This is a genomic window from Streptomyces sp. NPDC058001 (genome assembly GCF_042886315.1).
Classification (GTDB): domain Bacteria; phylum Actinomycetota; class Actinomycetes; order Streptomycetales; family Streptomycetaceae; genus Streptomyces.
Genome location: NZ_JBHVQT010000003.1, coordinates 514,535 through 531,075, shown reverse-complemented (window position 1 = coordinate 531,075; position 16,541 = coordinate 514,535). Strand labels below are relative to the sequence as shown.

The 16,541-nt window shown below is 70.8% G+C and carries 14 protein-coding genes; 6 read left to right on the top strand and 8 right to left on the bottom strand.

Features of this window, described 5'->3' with window-relative positions; genetic code table 11:
- Positions 1-18: 18 nt before the first annotated feature.
- The 8 genes from ACFVT5_RS09100 to ACFVT5_RS09065 form a co-directional block, all read right to left on the bottom strand.
- Complete coding sequence (locus ACFVT5_RS09100) at positions 19-1,434, bottom strand: MFS transporter (RefSeq protein ID WP_389883217.1); 1,416 nt, start codon at positions 1,432-1,434, stop codon at positions 19-21.
- The gene (locus tag ACFVT5_RS09095) at positions 1,431-2,036 is read right to left on the bottom strand and encodes an aconitase X swivel domain-containing protein (protein WP_389883215.1); all 606 of its coding nucleotides are present in this window, start codon (positions 2,034-2,036) and stop codon (positions 1,431-1,433) included. The genes ACFVT5_RS09100 and ACFVT5_RS09095 overlap by 4 nt, the downstream gene beginning before the upstream one ends.
- Complete coding sequence (locus ACFVT5_RS09090; protein ID WP_389883212.1) at positions 2,033-3,313, bottom strand: aconitase X; 1,281 nt, start codon at positions 3,311-3,313, stop codon at positions 2,033-2,035. Before ACFVT5_RS09090 ends, ACFVT5_RS09095 begins: the two co-directional genes overlap by 4 nt.
- Positions 3,310-5,106: a dihydroxy-acid dehydratase gene (locus tag ACFVT5_RS09085; RefSeq protein WP_389883209.1), complete on the bottom strand. Its 1,797-nt coding sequence runs from the start codon at positions 5,104-5,106 to the stop codon at positions 3,310-3,312. The genes ACFVT5_RS09090 and ACFVT5_RS09085 overlap by 4 nt, the downstream gene beginning before the upstream one ends.
- A 13-nt stretch (positions 5,107-5,119) precedes the next feature.
- Positions 5,120-6,412, bottom strand: coding sequence for an FAD-dependent oxidoreductase (locus ACFVT5_RS09080; protein WP_389883207.1), 1,293 nt, complete (start codon positions 6,410-6,412; stop codon positions 5,120-5,122).
- 212 nt (positions 6,413-6,624) lie between these two features.
- Positions 6,625-7,605: a LysR family transcriptional regulator gene (locus tag ACFVT5_RS09075; protein WP_389883204.1), complete on the bottom strand. Its 981-nt coding sequence runs from the start codon at positions 7,603-7,605 to the stop codon at positions 6,625-6,627.
- Positions 7,602-8,468, bottom strand: a complete 867-nt coding sequence (locus ACFVT5_RS09070) for an IclR family transcriptional regulator (RefSeq protein ID WP_389883201.1) — start codon at positions 8,466-8,468, stop codon at positions 7,602-7,604. The genes ACFVT5_RS09075 and ACFVT5_RS09070 overlap by 4 nt, the downstream gene beginning before the upstream one ends.
- A 153-nt stretch (positions 8,469-8,621) precedes the next feature.
- A complete protein-coding gene (locus ACFVT5_RS09065) occupies positions 8,622-9,530 on the bottom strand; it encodes a PaaX family transcriptional regulator C-terminal domain-containing protein (protein WP_389883198.1) in 909 nt (302 codons plus the stop codon).
- 175 nt (positions 9,531-9,705) lie between these two features.
- Between ACFVT5_RS09065 and ACFVT5_RS09060 the strand changes: the two genes are divergently transcribed.
- The 6 genes from ACFVT5_RS09060 to ACFVT5_RS09035 all read left to right on the top strand — a co-directional run bounded on the left by ACFVT5_RS09060 (position 9,706) and on the right by ACFVT5_RS09035 (position 16,518).
- On the top strand, positions 9,706-10,608 hold the full coding sequence (locus tag ACFVT5_RS09060) for an SDR family NAD(P)-dependent oxidoreductase (protein WP_389883195.1): 903 nt from the start codon (positions 9,706-9,708) through the stop codon (positions 10,606-10,608).
- Positions 10,609-10,704: 96 nt separating this feature from the next.
- Positions 10,705-11,589, top strand: coding sequence for an amidohydrolase family protein (locus tag ACFVT5_RS09055; protein ID WP_389883192.1), 885 nt, complete (start codon positions 10,705-10,707; stop codon positions 11,587-11,589).
- A gap of 42 nt (positions 11,590-11,631) precedes the next feature.
- Complete coding sequence (locus ACFVT5_RS09050) at positions 11,632-13,122, top strand: long-chain fatty acid--CoA ligase (protein WP_389883189.1); 1,491 nt, start codon at positions 11,632-11,634, stop codon at positions 13,120-13,122.
- Complete coding sequence (locus ACFVT5_RS09045) at positions 13,119-13,586, top strand: MaoC family dehydratase (RefSeq protein ID WP_389883186.1); 468 nt, start codon at positions 13,119-13,121, stop codon at positions 13,584-13,586. The genes ACFVT5_RS09050 and ACFVT5_RS09045 overlap by 4 nt, the downstream gene beginning before the upstream one ends.
- A 142-nt stretch (positions 13,587-13,728) precedes the next feature.
- Positions 13,729-15,165 (top strand): sulfatase-like hydrolase/transferase, encoded by a 1,437-nt coding sequence (locus ACFVT5_RS09040; RefSeq protein ID WP_389883183.1) that lies wholly within the window; start codon positions 13,729-13,731, stop codon positions 15,163-15,165.
- A 93-nt stretch (positions 15,166-15,258) separates the two neighbouring features.
- A complete protein-coding gene (locus ACFVT5_RS09035; RefSeq protein WP_389883180.1) occupies positions 15,259-16,518 on the top strand; it encodes an FAD-binding protein in 1,260 nt (419 codons plus the stop codon).
- Positions 16,519-16,541: the final 23 nt, after the last annotated feature.

Sequence of the window (16,541 nt, the reverse complement as noted above, 5' to 3'; positions counted from 1 at the left end):
GGCTGTGTCAGGGCAGCATCAGGGCTGTGGCACCGGACGAGGGGCGGGCGCCGACCCCGGCGGAGGCTCCGTGACGAGCGCGCCCTCGGCGTCTGACGGCAGCCGCCGCTGGGCCCGGCCGAGACCGAACAGCAGCGCGATCATCAGGACGGGGCAGATCGCGAAGACCGTGAAGGCGCCCCGCGCACCCATCCCGGTGTCGAGGAGGACTCCGCCGAGCCAAGGACCCACCATCGCACCGATCTTGGCGACGGACGAGGCCCAGGCGGCGCCGTTGGCACGGATCGCGGTCGGGTAGAACGTACTGGCGATGCTGGTGATGCCGCCGTGGCCGCCGTTGACGAACATCTTGGCGCTGATGATGAAGGCGACGTACATCGCGGGGGCGAGCGCTCCGAGGCCGAGGGTGAGCATGCAGGCCGCGGCGAACAGGGGCATCCACAGGATGACGCCCGCGCCCTTGCGGTCCACGAACCTGCTGATGGCGAGCTGCCCGAGCGCGCCCGCGACACTGGCCGCCGCGGCGATGGTGGCGGCGGCGCTCACGCTGAAGCCCATCCGCTCATTGATCATCGGCGTCCAGAAGACCATGAAGTAGATCAGCGCCGAGGACAGCAGATACACCGACCAGAGCAGGGGCGTGATGGCGGCCAGCGGGCCACGGAACAGGGCGGACGGCCTGAACCCCTTGGACACGGCGGCCTCTTGGGGATCGCCGGTGACGAAACGGGTGCCGGGGGCGAGGGAGAGTCCCGGCTGAAGCCGGCGCAGGATGCCCGCGATCCGCTCGTCGCTGCCGGGCTTGGCACGCAGCGCGAGGAAGCGGACCGACTCGGGGACGAAGAGCCAGATCGCCACCACCGTCAGCAGCGAGCAGACCCCGCCGAGCACGAACACGGACCGCCAACCGTGCTCGGGCACCAGCCAGTTGGAGACCGGTCCCCCGGCGGCGCCGCCGAGCGTGTAGCCGACCATGATGATCGCGACGCCCGTGGCCCGGAACCGCTTGGGCGCGTACTCCGCCGCGAGCGCCCAGGTCAGCGGGAGGACTCCGCCGAGGAAGATGCCGGAGGCGATCCGCAGGGCGAACAGGTGCGCGTAGCTGTCCGCGTAGGCGAAGGCGAGCATGAATCCGCCGAAGCCGACCACCGAGACGATGATGGTGGGGCGGCGGCCGATACGGTCCGCCAGATACCCCATGATCAGCGCACCGATCATGGTGCCGAACAGTCCGACCGTGCCGAGGGTGCCGAGCTGGGTGCCGGTGAGGTCGAAGTCCTTCTTGATGTAGGTGGCGGCGAAGGACAGGATCTGGAAGTCGAAGCCGTCGAGAAAGGTGACGAGGCAGCAGACGCCGTACATCAGCAGCCAGTTGCGGCCTGGTCGCTGGCGTTCGACGATGGGGGCGAGCTGCACGGCGGGTGGGGCGGTCATGGACGTCTCCTCGTCGTTGCGGAGTCGCGAGCGGGTGGTACGGGGACGGATGCCGTGGGGACGGGTGCGGCGGGGACGGTTGGTGCGGCGCTAGTTGGTACGGGGACGGGTGGGGCGGGGACTTCTGGTGCGGCGGACTCGCGGGTGGGTTCCAGGGCCGGGGCAGTCCCAGGGGCGGCCGGGTACACCGTGACCGTGCCGTGGTCGGCGTCGACGCGGACCCGGTCGCCGGTGCGGATCACCGTCAGCGGGTCCCGGTCGAGCCCGGTGACGGTGGGGACGCGGGTCACGACGGCGCCGAGTGCGGCCTTGGAGGTCGTGGTCACGAAGACCAGCGCGAGGGGTGCGGTGCCGGAGAGTCGGGTCGCCTGGAAGAAGCCGGCCCAGCCCGACGACCCCTTGGCCCCCGGGAAGACCAGCACCTTGCCGGCGAAGGACACCCCGTACAGCGGGTGTCGGCGTTCGATGACGATGCCACGCGCCGGGTCGATGCCGCCCCAGCCGGAGATCGTCTCGTACGACACCAGGGCCTCGCCTTCGGCGACGCCGGGGACGACGGTACGGCCGTGCAGGACGAGCGGAGTAACGGGGCCGGGGATCAACGGAGTTCTCCTTTCCAGCGGCCCGTGACGGCGGCGTCGACGCAGTCGGCGAGCGTGCCGAACCACGCCTCGATGCCGAGGATCGCGGGCAGGTAGTGGGCCTGTTTCGCCGAATCGGTGGCGAAGACCTTGGTGCCGGGCGGCGCGGAACGGGACATCGCGGGGCACGAGTCCGTGAGCACTCGGCCGCCGGCCCGCTCGATGATCTGCGTCCAGCCGTTGCGGTCGGCCGTGGTGCGCAGCGCGCGCGGCACCATCAGCCACAGCTGCGTACCGGAGGCCAGGCGGCGGCCGTCGAGGAGGCGGGCGGTGTCGCGGACCTGGTCCAGGGAGGCGTGCGGGCAGCCGAGGAGGACGAAGTCGACGTCGGTGCTGTCGCCCTGCGAGTTGAGGTCCGCGTAGACGGCGGCACGCTCGCGGGCGCCGTAGACGGCGGCCTCGGGTACCGGGTGGCCGCCGAACGCCGCTTCCAGGGTGGGTGCTTCAGGGGTGATGCCGGGCAGGTGGTAGATCTCGACACCTCCCGAGGAGGCCGCCGCCGCCCCGAAGTGCTTGAGGTCGAGAAGGTCCGGCTGGGCCAACTCACCGGTGACGACGGGCCGTTCCTCCTGGACGAGGTCGCCCGCGAAGTAGCCGAGCATGCCCCAGTCGAGTGGGCCGCCGACGGGTGTGCGTACGTCGATGTGATGGGTGCCGACCCGGTTGGCGGCGTGGTGGTTGCCCCAGCAGGGGATACGTCCGGTGAGCGAGGCGGCGCCGGTGGACGCGGTGCCCTCGCAGTTGGTGCGGGCGCCGAGTACGGAGTTGGCGTAGACGACGGCGGACGACTCCATCCAGGCGAGGTGTTCACCCCGGACGGGGATGTTGCCGACCTGATAGGGCGTGCAGGTGGCGAGGATGCTGACGCCTTTGCGGCCGTAGAACGCCTCGGCGTCGGACTGGAGCGTGACAAGTTCCGGCGGGTAGGGCGCGATGCCTTCCGCGTCGGGCCCGAAGCTCTGCTGGAGCTGGCAAGTGGGCACCTTCATGTCGGGAATGGTGAAGTCGCCGTCGCTGTCCAGGTTGAGGACGGCGTACGCCTTGTGCCAGCCGCCCTCGCGGACGAGCCGGGCCTTGATCGGTGACGGTTGGGTCATGGTGCCGGCGACATTGCGGACGTCGCAGAGTTCTTCGGCGTCCAGAGCCTGTCCGTAGCGGACGAGCAGGTCCATCGCGGCGGCGACGGCCGGGCCTTCGGCGCCGTCGAGCATCGCCTTGTCGCTGTCGTCGAGCTTCACGCGGGCCGTCCTCCTTCGGTGGGAGCGGTGTGCTCTTCGGTGAGGGGCTCCCCAGGGGCGCGGGGCACGAGAACGGCGCCTTCCTGGAGCGGACGCACGGTGCGCCGGTACACCGACAGCCAGCCCGTCGCCGTGTCGGTGTCCTGGCCGGGCGCGGTCTCGGCCGCGCGTGCCGCGAGTACGTCGTCGGGTACGAGGAGGTCGGCGCGGCGGGTGACGAGGTCGATGGAGATGGTGTCGCCGTCCCGTACGAGGGCGAGTGGTCCGCCGTCCGCGGCCTCCGGGGAGACCTCGCCGACGACGATGCCTTTGTTGACGAGGCCGGAGAGTTGCCCGTCGGTGACGACGGCGACCTTTCCGGTGAGTCCGGCGCCGTCGAGTGCGAAGACCGGCCGGGACGCCATGCCCATGCCCGGGGTGCCCTTGGGTCCGAGTCCGCGCAGCACCAGCACCTGGCCGGGCCGGACCTCGCCGACACGCAGTCCGTCGAGGGCGTCCTGCGGTGTCTCGTACACCTTCGCGGGGCCGCTGAAGGCTGTCGGACGGTCCTCGTCGACGGCGAGTTTGACGATGCCGGTCGCCGGGGCGAGGGTGCCGCGGACGAGGACGATCGTGGGGCGGCGGCCGAGCGGGCGGTCCAAGGGCCGGATGACTTCGGAGTCGCCGGTGGGCCGGGGTGCGTCGTCCCTTTCGCCGACGGTGAGTTCACCGGCCGTGAGTTCGTCGCCGAGGGTGCGGCCGGTGACCGTCACGGCGTCGGTGTGCAGGAGGGGGCGCAGCTCCCGCATGACGGCCGCCGCTCCCCCGGCCGCCTCGAACTCCTCGATGCTGTATGGCCCGTTGGGGCGTATCGCCGTCAACAGGGGCACGCGGTCGGCGAGTTCTTCGTACAGTCGGTACACGTCGATCCCGGTTCCGGCCTCCTCGGCGATCGCCTGGAGGTGTTTCACGGAGTTGATGGACGCGCTGACGGCGAGCATCACGGTCACCGCGTTGGTGAACGCGTCCCGGGTGAGCAGGGTGCGCGGGCGCAGGTCCTCGTGGACGAGACCGACGATCCGGCGTCCGGCGGCGCGCGCGTCCGCCCACATACGGGGGCTGTCGGCGAGTATGGGTGTGGAGCCGGGCAGCGCCATGCCGAGGGCTTCGCAGGCGATGTGCATGGAGTTCGCGGTGCCCATGCCCGCGCAGACTCCGGGCCCGGCGACGGCGTTCTCGCTCATGCCGGTCAACTCGTCTAGTCCGATACGGCCCTGGGCGTGGTGCCCGGCGCCGAGGAACACGTCCTCGATGTCGCAGTGCCGTCCGGCGAAGGTGCCGCAGGGCTGGTAGCCGCAGCCGACGATCACCGTGGGCAGGTTCAGCCGGGCCGCCGCCATCAGTTGCCCCGGCGCGGTCTTGTCGCAGGAGGCGAGACACACCATGCCGTCGAGCTGGGCGCCCTCGACCGCGGCCTCGATGTCATGGGTGATCAGATCGCGGGCGGAGAGGATGTAGCCGCCCCGGCCGCCCGCGCTGTGGATGAAGTCGCTGGGCGCGACCGTGCGGATCTCGAACCCGATGCCGCCGGCCTCGGCGATCGCCTCCTTCACGGCGGCGGCGATTCCGTCGAGATGGCTGTAGCAAGTGGCGAGCTGGGACGAGGAGTTGACGATGGCGATCTTCGGTTTGGCCATGTCCTCGTCGGTGAGTCCCAGGGCGCGCCACTGGGCGCGCCGCACGGCCCACAGGGAGCTGCCGACCGGGTAGTTGCTGCGGAGTTCGGTCGGGTCGGTGCCGTGGAGTTCGGTCATGGTGACGGCCTCCTCAGGCGTCCACGTTGGGGGCGAGCCGGGCGCGGAGCGCGGTGAGGTCCACGGTGTGGACCGTGCCGTCCGGGCCGGCCAGATCGAGGGCGTGCGCGGCGCCCGCGCCCATGGCGGCGCAGGGTCCCATGACGCGGACGCTGGACAGGGCGGCGGCGTCCCCGTCGGCGCAGCGCCCGGCGGCCACGAGGTTGTCGCAGTCGGGCGGGAGCAGGGACCTGAGCGGCACATAGTGGACGTGGCCGGCGTCGAAGGTCTCCCACACATAGCCGTCCGCCCGGTCGTGCAGTTCGACGGGCCAGGCGGTACGGGCCACCGCGTCGTCGAACCGGGTGCCGGCGCGGACCTCGTCCAGGGACAGTTGGTGAACGCCCTTGAGCCAGCGGGTCTGGCGGCGGCCGGGGAGTCCGTAGGCGCGGACCCTGGCGTCGCCGAACGCCTTCGGGAACTCGGCGCGCAGGAACTCCACGACCCGGTCGGCCTGTTCACGTCCGTCGAGCTGCGCCGCTGACGCCTCGACGGGGTCGAGAGGGGCGGGGATGTGGGTCATGTTGAGGACGGCGGTGCCCCGGCCCGGGAAGAAGAACGCGAGGCCGTCCCGGCGCGGCAGTCCGTAGGCGTCGGCCCGCTCGTGGACGCGATCGGCGAGTTCGTCGCGTCCGGGCTGGTGCTCCTCGGCGAGGTGCTCCAGGACGATCTGCTGGGATCCGTAGATGGTCCGTTCCGGCAAGCGGCAGGGCAGTCCGGCCTCCCAGGCGAGGGCCGCGTCACCGGAGGCGTCCACAAAGCCGGGCGCGGTGACCCGGACGGTGCCGTAGCGGGTGGCGAAGGTGGCGTCGGTGATCCGGCGGCCTTCGCGGGTCACATCGGTGAGGGAGGCGCCGAGGACGACGCGGATGCCGAGGTCGCGGACGCGGCGTTCGATCCAGCGGCCCAGCGCCACCTCGTCGTAGGTGACGGTGACGGTGTGGCCCCGGTTGTAGTGCAGGTCCCCGGAGCGTTCCAGGTCGGTGAGGATGTCGTCGAAGATGCCGCGGGTGAGTCGGCGGTAGGCGGGGCCGTTGCCGAACACTCCGCAGAACAGGCCGATGAGGGAGTTGACCATCTGGCCGCCGAGCACTGGCAGGCTGTCGACCAGGACGACGTCACGCCCCAGACGGGCCGACTCGATCGCGGCGGACAGCCCCGCGACACCGGCACCCACGACGCAGACGTCGGCGCTCAGCGGGTGGCTCACGGTGCCGACGGGTTTGGTGACGGTGTGGACCTTCAGCTCGGTCAGGGCATGCGGCATGGCTGCCTCCTGTGCGGGGCGAGACGGGGTGCGGCGGCGCGGACGGCTCTCTCGCGGCCTGCCGGGCACAGTAGGAAGCCGGGGGACCCGGGGGGAATGCCCAGGTCAATAGAGCGTTTGACTACGGGGTATCAACGCCGTTTATGGCAGGGACCGCGAAAAAGGGCCGCGTGGAGGGACCCCTCGGAGGGACCGCCGTGCCACGGGTCCTCTCAGGGGCCGAGTCCGGCGGCGGCCCGTGCCACCAGGTCCCGTAGCCAGCAGTGCGCGGGGTCCTCGTCGCGGCCAGAGTCCCACCACAGGTGTTCGGCGAGCGGGTCCAGCGGGACGGGGCAGTCCAGGGTCAGCAGCCCATGGGTACCCGGGAGCGCGGCGACGAGCCGGTCCGGCACGAGGGCGACGCGCCGGGTACCGGCGACGAAGTCGGGGACGGCACGGTAGCTCTCGACACGTACGGCGATGTGCGGGCGGATACCGAGGGCGCTGAGCTGACGGGTCGCCGGAGCGGCCGAGGGATAGCCGTCGTCCCGGTGGTAGGGCACCACCCAGGGTTGCCCCGCGAGGTCGGCCACGCCGAAGGACTCGGCGGCGGCCAGCGGATGCCCCTCCGAGACCAGACAGACCCAGCGGTCCTCGAACAGCGGCCGGGACGTCACGCCGGGGGTACGGAAGTGGCCGAGCGGCGGCGACACCATGCCGTCCACCAGGGAGATCGTCTCGACCACATCGCGGCCGAGTGTCTCCCGTACGAGCTGGAGGTGCAGGGACGCGTGCGGGGCCTCGTCGGCGAAGAGCCGGGACAGTACGGGACCGAGGACGGTCGCCGGGTAGTCGGCCATGAGCAGGGTGAACTCGCGCCGTGAGGCGGCCGGTTCGAAGGCGCTGCCGGTCGCGAACAGCCGCTCGGCGGCGGCGCACACGGTCTCGACCTGTCCGGACACCTGGGTGGCGAGCGGGGTCAGGACATAGGCGCCCTGGACGCGTACGAGCAGTTCGTCGCCGAAGTGCCGGCGCAGCCGGGACAGTGCGGCGCTGACGGCGGGTTGGGTGACGCCGAGGCGCCGGGCGGCCCGGGTGACATTGCGCTCGCGGAACAGCGCGCGCAGGGTCACCAGGAGGTTGAGGTCCAGGTTGCCGAGCTGGGACGTGGGGCGGGCGCGGTCGGTGGCGGGCAGGCGGGTGCGGTCGGTCATGGTGGCCAGGGATGGGTCGTGTCGGGTGCTCTGCCCGCGACGAGGCAGGTGGCGGGCGCCGCGTCGACCGCCGCGCCCGCTGGAACTGGCGCGAGGTCGGCGCCCAACGCACGTGAGATGTCCCGCGCCACGAGTTGGACCAGCGGGGCCAGGGCGTGCGGTCGCACGGTGTCGGCGTGCGCGACGACGGAGACCGCGGCGACCACGGTGTTGCCGGGTCCATGGACCGGGGCGGCGACGGACACCGCGTCCATCGTCACCTGGCGGTCGCTGACGGCGACACCGGTGCGGCGGACCTCGGCCAGCGCGCGGCGCACGTCGTGCGGGGTGGTGAGGGTGCGTGCGGTGTGCCGGACCAGGGGCTGGGCGAGGGCGCGTTCCTGGACATCCCGGGGTGCGTGGGCGAGCAGGACGAGGCCGACTCCGGTGGGGGTGAGGTCGAATCGGCCACCGACACGTGTCAGTACCCGGACCGCGCGTCTGCCCGCGAGGCGTTCGACGTAGACGACGGACAGGTCTTCCCTGACGGCGAGTTGGACGTTCTCGCGGGTGAGGTGGCACAGATCGGAGAGGTGGGGCAGGGCCACTTCGCGCAGGCCGAGCCCACGGGGCGCGAGCGAGGCGATCTCCCACAGGCGCAGGCCGATGCGGTACCCGCCGTCGGGGTCGCGCTCCAGCGCGCCCCAGTCGGTGAGTTCCTTGACCAGTCGGTGGGTGGTGGTGAGGGGCAGTCCGGCGTGCCGGGAGATGTCGGCGAGGCGGAGGACGGGGTGGGCGGTCGTGAAGGACTCCAACACCTGTAAGGCCCTCGCCGTCACGGACGGATTCGCCGGTGCGGCCGACGCGACCGGGCTGTGCTGCATGGGGGCCTCCTTGCCCTGGACGTGCCGGGATGTGCCCTGGTTGTGCTTTGGTGCTGCAGTGGTCGCGTCCGATCTGCGGAGATCGGTGTGCCTCGATTAGGGCACCTCAATCCGGACCCATCGAGGGAAAGCTAGGCAGGGTCACGACGGCAGTCAAGACTTCGGCGAGTGTTCCTGTACGGGGGTCGGTGCGGGGTGCGTTACCGGCTGTGCGGGGTGCGGCACGGTTTCCAGGAGTTCGGCGGCGAGTGCGCGGGCGGGGGCGTCGACCCGGGCGTCGGCCCGCCGGAACACGTCCTCGGCCGAGGCGGCGGGCCAGTCGGCGGGCAGGTGCCGCACCGGGAGGTGGGGGTCGGCGCGGACGATCTGGAGCCATTCGGTGAGCAGCCGCAGTTTGACGGAGAGGGCGTCCGGCCCGGGTCCGCCATGACCGTCGGCGAAAGCCGCCCACCGGTCACGGAAGGCCGTGTATCCGGCGCTCGTGGTCGCCAGGTCCCAGGTGTCGTGGACCATGCGGTCGATGTCGGTCGCGGGATCGGCTGTGGAACGGAACACCCGGACGTACGGGCCGAGTTCCGGGTCCTCGGTGATCGACGTGACGTCGGCCGTGCCGGGTGCGATCCACAGTCCGCCGATCAGCGGTCCGAAGCCGGCCCAGGTGAGTTGGGAGCGCAGGTCGTGGCGCTGACGCTGCGAGGACTCGGGCAGCGAGAAGGCGAGGAGGGTCCAACTGCCGTCCCAGTGGTCGTTGACGGCGCCCCGCCGCCAGACGCGGTACTCGCCGTCGCGCAGGATCGCGGAGGCACGTTCGGTGAGGCCGAAGTACATCCGGCGGCCCTCGCGACGGCGCTGGAGCAGACCGCGGTTGACCATCCGCGTCAGGGTGGAGCGGGTGGCGTGTTCGCCGATACCGGCCCGTCCGAAGACCTCGATGACGCTGCCGGAGTACACGCACACGTCGCCGCCGAGGACGAAGTTGCCGAGGAAGGTGAGCATCAGCGACTGCGGTCGCGGCGCCACCTCGTCCCCGCCGGTCCCCCGCTCTTCCTGACGCGTACTCACGTCACCCATGACTCCCCCTCACGGCCCCTGATCGGTGCACTGTAGCCGGACCAATGTTGCGCACTCTCTTGACCGACGCAATAGATCTGCATAACGTCGCGGCAGATCGAGGGGCTCCCGCCGCACGTCCGGCGCCCAGGCCCCGCCCTCCTTCCTTCGCAGAGGAGACACACCCATGAACCTCACCGGCAAGGCAGCCGTCGTCACCGGTGGCGGACGCGGCCTGGGCCTCGCCTATGTCCGTGCGCTCGCCGGTGCCGGCGCGGGCGTCGTCGTCAACGACGTGGACGCCGACGCGGCGCGAGCAGCGGTGAAGCAGATCACCGAGGACGGCGGCCGGGCCGTCGCCGAACCGGTCGCCGTCGGCACCGCCGAGGCGGCGCAGGCCCTGGTGGACCGGGCGGTCGACGCGTTCGGCCGGCTCGACGTCATGGTGACCAACGCGGGTGTGCTGCGCGACCGGGTGCTCTGGAAGATGTCCGACGACGACTTCGACACCGTCCAACACGTCCATCTCCGGGGCACGTTCACCTGCGCCAGGGCCGCCGCGGTCCGGATGCGGGAGCAGGATGAGGGCGGACGTATCGTCGTCGCCGGTTCCCCGGCCGGGCAGCGCGGCAACTTCGGGCAGACCAACTACGCGGCGGCGAAGGCGGGGATCGCCGCGATGGTGCGGACCTGGGCCATGGAGCTGGCGAAGGCGGGCATCACCGTGAACGCCGTCGTGCCCAACGCGGCGACCGAGATGACGAAGACGATTCCCCTGTTCGCGCCGTACATCGAGGCGTACGAGCGGGACGGCACGCCGTTTCCCGACACGCTGCGCAAGGGGCTCGCCTTCGGGACCGCCGAGGACTGCGCGGGTCTGGTGGTGTTCCTCGCGTCCGACGCGTCCGCCGGGGTCACGGGCCAGTGTGTCGGCATCGGCGGCGACAAGCTGTCGCTCTGGTCGCATCCGCAGGAGATCACCGCGGCCTACACCGACGGCGGCTGGTCGGCGGACCGTATCGCCGCGGTCTGGCCGACCTCGGTGGGCGGCCGGCCGGAGTCGTACGGCATTCCCGCACCGACGCTGTAGCACCGCAGGCCGCAGGACCGGACCTCTGTCGGGCCCAGTCTTCGTACGCCCCGGTGACCCGGCCTTCGGAGACCGGACTCTGTAGAAAGGATTCCCATGACCGGCCTGGACGTCGGCGCGCTCGCCGCGATCGACATGCACACCCACGCCGAGGTCTCCTCGCGCGGGCAGGGCTCGCTCTCCGCCGAGTTGGAGGAGGCGTCGACCACGTACTTCAAGGTGGATGGCCGCCACCGCAAGCCCACGCTCCCGGAGATCGCGGCCCACTACCGCGAACGGCACATGGCCTGCGTGGTGTTCACCGTGGACGCGGAGGCGGCGACTGGGACACCGCCCGTACCGAACGAGGAGATCGCCGAGGCGGCGGCCGAGAACCCGGATGTGATCATCCCGTTCGCCTCGATCGACCCGGCCAAGGGGAAGGCGGGCGCGAAGGAAGTCCATCGTCTGGTAAGGGACTTCGGCGTCAAGGGCTTCAAGTTCCATCCCAATGTGCAGGCGTTCTACCCGAACGACCGTGCCGCGTACGTCCTGTACGAGGCGATCCAGGAAGCCGGTGCCATCGCCGTCTTCCACACCGGCCAGACCGGCATAGGCGCCGGCGCGCCCGGAGGCGGCGGCATCCGCCTCAAGTACTCCAACCCGCTGTACGTGGACGATGTGGCCGCCGACTTCCCGGACCTGTCGATCGTGCTGGCCCATCCGTCCTTCCCCTGGCAGGACGAGGCCCTGTCCGTCGCCACACACAAGCCGCGGGTGTACATCGACCTGTCGGGCTGGTCACCGAAGTACTTCCCGCCACAGCTCGTCCAGTACGCGAACACGCTGCTCAAGGACAAGGTGCTGTTCGGCACGGACTATCCGCTGCTCACGCCCGACCGGTGGCTGAGAGACTTCGCCGCACTGCCCGTCAAGGACGAGGTCAGACCCCTGATCCTCAAGGAGAACGCGGCCCGCCTCCTGGGACTCACCGAGGAGTGACCCGCCGGCCATCGCACCCAGGGACGCAAAGGAGCTTCCGCAATGCGCGATCACGGCATCGGATCCTGGACCGCACGACGCGCCCGCAAGACCCCGCACCGCACCGCGGTCGTCCACCAGGACGCCTCGTACACCTACGCACAGCTCCATGACCGCACCACCCGGCTCGCCCGTCATCTGCTAGCGCTCGGGGTGCGGCGCGGTGACCGGGTCGCCTTCCTTGGGCCCAACCACCCGGCCTTTCTGGAGACCCTGTTCGCGACGCTCCGCCTCGGCGCGGTCTTCGTTCCGCTCAACACCCGCCTCGCCGCACCCGAGTTGACGCACTGCCTCGCCGACTCCGATGTGTCGCTGCTCGTACACACCACGGACTTCAACGAGTTCGCCACGGCCTGCGGTGCCGGCAGGACCGTCGCGGTCGACGCCACGTACGAGCGTGCCCTCCGCGACGGTGGGAGCGAGGCCGTACTGGATGAGTCGGTCGCCCTCGAAGACCGCGCCATGATCATGTATACGTCCGGTACGACGGGCCGCGCCAAGGGTGCCGTGCTGAGTCACGCCAACCTGACCTGGAACAGCGTCAACACCCTGGTGGACGGCGACTTCGCGTCCGACGAGGTCACCCTGCTGTCCGCCCCCATGTTCCACACGGCCGCGCTCAACATGACCTGTCTGCCCACGTTCCTCAAGGGCGGCACACTCGTCCTGGAGGAGTCCTTCTCGCCGTCCCGCACCCTTGACCTGGTGGAACGGCACCGGGTGACCGTCATGTTCGGTGTCCCAGCGATGTTCCAGCGGATCGCCGCCGAGCCACGGTTCCCCGACGCCGACCTGTCGTCCGTACGCCGGATGATGTGCGGCGGAGCACCGGTCCCCCTGTCGCTGATCCGCGCGTACGAGGAGCGGGGCCTGCGGTTCGTCCAGGGGTACGGCATGACGGAGGCGTCGCCCGGTGTGTGTCTGCTCGACGCGGACAACGCGCGGAGCAAGGCGGGCAGTGCGGGAGTGCCGCACTTCTTCGGCGATGTACGGATCGTCGACCCGGACGGGAACGACATTGAGCGCGGTGAGTTGATCACCGAGGGGCCCCAGGTGATGGCCGGCTACTGGGGGCTGCCGGACGCCACCGACGCGGCGTTCACGGACGGGTGGTTCCGCACGGGCGATGTGGCGGTCGCCGACGAGGACGGCTACCTCACCATCGTGGACCGCGTGAAGGACCTGATCATCTCCGGCGGCGAGAACATCTATCCCGCCGAGGTCGAGAAGGTCCTGCACGACCATCCGGCCGTCGCGGACTGCGCCGTGATCGGGGTTCCGGACGCGCGATGGGGCGAGGTGGGGCGGGCGGTCGTGGTGCTCGTACCCGGCGTCGACGTGTCGGCCGACGCCCTCCTCGCCTCCCTTGACGGCCGACTGGCCCGCTACAAGATCCCCAAGTCCGTCGTCTTCGCCGACGAGTTGCCGCGCTCCGGCACCGGCAAACTCCTCAAACCCCTGATCCGTACAGCCTATTCGGGAGACCCCGTATGACCGACGCCCTGCGCACCGTGACCGGACTCGATGAGATCAAGGCTCTCACCGGCGCCGATCTCGGCCGTACCGACTGGCTGGAGATCACCCAGGACCGGGTGAACACCTTCGCGGACGCGACCGGGGACCACCAGTGGATCCATGTCGACCCGGCACGGGCGGCGGCCGGTCCCTTCGGCGCCCCGATCGCCCACGGCTATCTGACGCTGTCCCTGATCATCCCGCTCTTCACCGATCTGCTCGCGGTCGAGGGCATGTCGATGAGCATCAACTACGGCCTGGACAAGGTGCGTTTCCCGCTTCCGGTGAAGGTAGGCGCCAAGATTCGGCTGCAAGGCACCGTCGACGGGGTCCAAGAGGTGCGGGGAAATGGAGTCGAGATGCGGCTGTCGTTCACGATCGAGGTGGAGGGAGCGGAGAAGCCGGCGTGTGTGGCGTCGGCGATCTACCGGCACTACGCCTGATGACCGGGTGCTTCCAGGGGCCCTGGTCGAGGTGAAACAGCGGCAGCGGACGACCCGTTGACCCGGTGTCTATCCGCTGTGGATCATCGGAGTCGGCTACCCGAACCACTCGTAGCCGCCCGCCCCACCCCTTGGAGCCCGCATGGCCAGCCGCGACCCCGGTCGTCCGAACGTCCTGTTGATCCTGTCCGACGATCAGGGGCAGTGGGCGATGGGGTGCGCCGGCAACGACGAGATACATACCCCGTACCTCGACGCGCTCGCGGCTCGCGGTGTCCGCTTCAGCCGTTTCTTCTGTACCTCGCCGGTCTGCTCGCCGGCCCGTGCCTCCCTGTTCACCGGCGAACTGCCGTCCCAGCACGGGGTGCACGACTGGCTCTCGTACCATCACGCGGGCCGCACCGGCATCGACTTCCTGGCCGGACGGACCCTGTTCACGGACCTGTTCGCGGACGCGGGCTACCGACTGGGACTCAGCGGCAAATGGCACCTCGGCGCCAACGACCGCCCGCGCAAGGGGTTCGTGCACTGGTACGCGCACGAGAGCGGCGGCGGCCCGTACTACGGGGCCCCGATGTACCGCGACGCCACCCGCACCGAGGAGCCCCGCTATCTCACGGACGCCCTCGCCGACGACGCCGTCGATTTCCTCAGTGCCGAGTCCGACCGCCCGGAACCCTTCCATCTGTCGGTGCACTTCACGGCGCCGCACAAGCCGTGGAAGGGCCAACACCCCCGGCAGTACACCGATCTGTACGAGGACTGCGCGTTCACCACGTGCCCGCAGGGCCCGCCGCACCCCTGGCAGCCGCTCGACGAGGACGGCGTGCCGGTGGGCGGCGAGGGTGACATCCGCGCGGCCCTGATCGGCTACTTCGCCGCGACGACCGCGATGGACGCCGCCGTCGGCCGGGTACTCGAACGGCTCGACGCGCTCGGCCTGACCGAGTCCACGCTCGTGATCTTCACCAGCGACAACGGCTTCAACGCGGGACACCACGGCGTCTGGGGCAAGGGCAACGGCACCTTCCCGCAGAACATGTACGACAGCTCCGTCCTCGTACCGTGCCTCATGTCGCAGCCGGGCCGCATCCCCCAAGGCACGCACTGCGACACCCTGTTGTCGCAGTACGACGTGTTGCCGACGCTCGTGGACCACCTCGGCCTCGATGTCCCGGACGACCCGGACCTGCCCGGCCGTTCGTTCGCGGACATCCTCGCCGGTACGGAACCGGCCGCGGGGGCGGACCGGGAGCGGATCGTCGTCTACGACGAGTACGGGCCGGTCAGGATGATCCGCAGCCGTGACCACAAGTACGTGCACCGGTACCCGCACGGCCCGCACGAGCTGTACGACCTGACGGCGGATCCCGGTGAGGAGCGCAACCTCGTGGCGGATCCGGCCCACGACGCCGTCCGGATCGATCTCGCCGCCCGCCTGGACGCCTGGTTCGCGCGCTACGTCGACCCGGCCATGGACGGCGCACGCCTGCCGGTCGCGGGTTCGGGCCAGCGCACCCCGATCACCCCCGGCTCCCTCCCGACCGCTTTCGAACCCCCACCGGGCGCGGCGCCGTGAGCGGAAGCCGCCTTCCCCGTGCGAAGGGCGCCGAACGTATTCTCTAGCCCTGGACGTCGCCGTCGTCCGAACAGAACTCCCGAGGCAGGTCACATGACGAGTACGCGAGCCTCCACCAACTGGGGCGGCAATCTGACCTACCGGGCGTCCGGGCTTGAACGCCCCGCGTCGCTCGACGCGCTGCGCCGCGCGGTCACGTCCCACAAACAGGTCGCGGCGCTCGGCACGCGTCACTCCTTCAGCACGATCGCGGACACCGGCGGTACGCATATCGCCCTCGACGCCATGCCCGCGCGCGTGGAGATCGATTCCGCCCGGAACATCGCCCGCGTCCCCGCGGGCCTGACCTACGCACAGGTCGCCGTCGCGCTCGACGCCGCCGGGTTCGCCCTCGCCAACCTCGCGTCCCTGCCGCACATCTCCGTGGGCGGCGCCGTACAGACCGGCACCCACGGTTCCGGAGTCCGCAACGCCTCGCTGGCCGCCGCCGTGACGGGGATGGAGATCGTACGGGCCGACGGCGACACCGAGACGGTCACGGACTCCGGCGACCTCGATGCCCACCGTGTCGCACTCGGCGCGCTCGGCATCGTGACGTCGGTCGATCTGGCGGTCCAGCCCCGGTACGAGGTCGCCCAGCACGTCCACGTCCGCCTCCCCTGGGACGCCGCGCAGGGGCACTTCGACGCGATCATGGGGGCCGCGTACAGCGTCAGCATGTTCACCAGGTTCCTCCCGGAGGCCGTGCTCTCGGTCTGGACGAAGTGCCGTACCGACGAGGACCGTGCCCTCGTACCGCTGGAACGGCTCGGGGCGCGCCCGGCGGACGGTCCGGTGCATCCGGTTCCCGGGGGCGATCCGCTGGCGGTCACCGCACAGGGCGGGGTGCCAGGGCCCTGGCACGAGCGGCTGCCGCACTTCCGGTCGAGCTTCACTCCGAGTGCCGGGGCGGAGATCCAGTGCGAGTATCTGCTTCCCGCCGAGCGCGCCGTCGAGGCGGTCGAGGCGCTGCGGGCCGTCGCCGACCTGCTCGCCCCGGTCCTGTACACGGCCGAGATCCGCCGTGTCGCCGGTGAGACGGCGTGGCTGGCGCCGAACCAGGGACGGGACTCCGTCGCCTTCCACTTCACCTTCCACCGCGACGCCGCCCGAGTGGCGGAGGTCCTGCCGGTGCTCGACGGCGCGCTGTCCGACTTCTCGGCCCGGCCACACTGGGGCAAGGTCTCGGCGATGAGCGGTGAGCGGCTGCGCCGGGTGTATCCGAGGCTGACCGATTTCGCGTCCCTCGCGAAGCGGGTCGATCCGACGGGCCGCTTCCGCACCCCGTTCCTGAGGGATGCCCTCGGTTTCTGAAGGGGTCGGTTGCCGTTCCGGGA

What these genes read in the sequence shown, in the direction of transcription:
- ACFVT5_RS09100 (WP_389883217.1), bottom strand. Translation starts at nt 1,434, where the DNA reads ATGACCGCCCCACCCGCCGTGCAGCTCGCCCCCATCGTCGAACGCCAG.
- ACFVT5_RS09085 (WP_389883209.1), bottom strand. Translation starts at nt 5,106, where the DNA reads ATGACCGAACTCCACGGCACCGACCCGACCGAACTCCGCAGCAACTAC.
- ACFVT5_RS09080 (WP_389883207.1), bottom strand. Translation starts at nt 6,412, where the DNA reads ATGCCGCATGCCCTGACCGAGCTGAAGGTCCACACCGTCACCAAACCC.
- ACFVT5_RS09075 (WP_389883204.1), bottom strand. Translation starts at nt 7,605, where the DNA reads ATGACCGACCGCACCCGCCTGCCCGCCACCGACCGCGCCCGCCCCACG.
- ACFVT5_RS09070 (WP_389883201.1), bottom strand. Translation starts at nt 8,468, where the DNA reads ATGCAGCACAGCCCGGTCGCGTCGGCCGCACCGGCGAATCCGTCCGTG.
- ACFVT5_RS09060 (WP_389883195.1), top strand. Translation starts at nt 9,706, where the DNA reads ATGAACCTCACCGGCAAGGCAGCCGTCGTCACCGGTGGCGGACGCGGC.
- ACFVT5_RS09055 (WP_389883192.1), top strand. Translation starts at nt 10,705, where the DNA reads ATGACCGGCCTGGACGTCGGCGCGCTCGCCGCGATCGACATGCACACC.
- ACFVT5_RS09050 (WP_389883189.1), top strand. Translation starts at nt 11,632, where the DNA reads ATGCGCGATCACGGCATCGGATCCTGGACCGCACGACGCGCCCGCAAG.
- ACFVT5_RS09045 (WP_389883186.1), top strand. Translation starts at nt 13,119, where the DNA reads ATGACCGACGCCCTGCGCACCGTGACCGGACTCGATGAGATCAAGGCT.
- ACFVT5_RS09040 (WP_389883183.1), top strand. Translation starts at nt 13,729, where the DNA reads ATGGCCAGCCGCGACCCCGGTCGTCCGAACGTCCTGTTGATCCTGTCC.
- ACFVT5_RS09035 (WP_389883180.1), top strand. Translation starts at nt 15,259, where the DNA reads ATGACGAGTACGCGAGCCTCCACCAACTGGGGCGGCAATCTGACCTAC.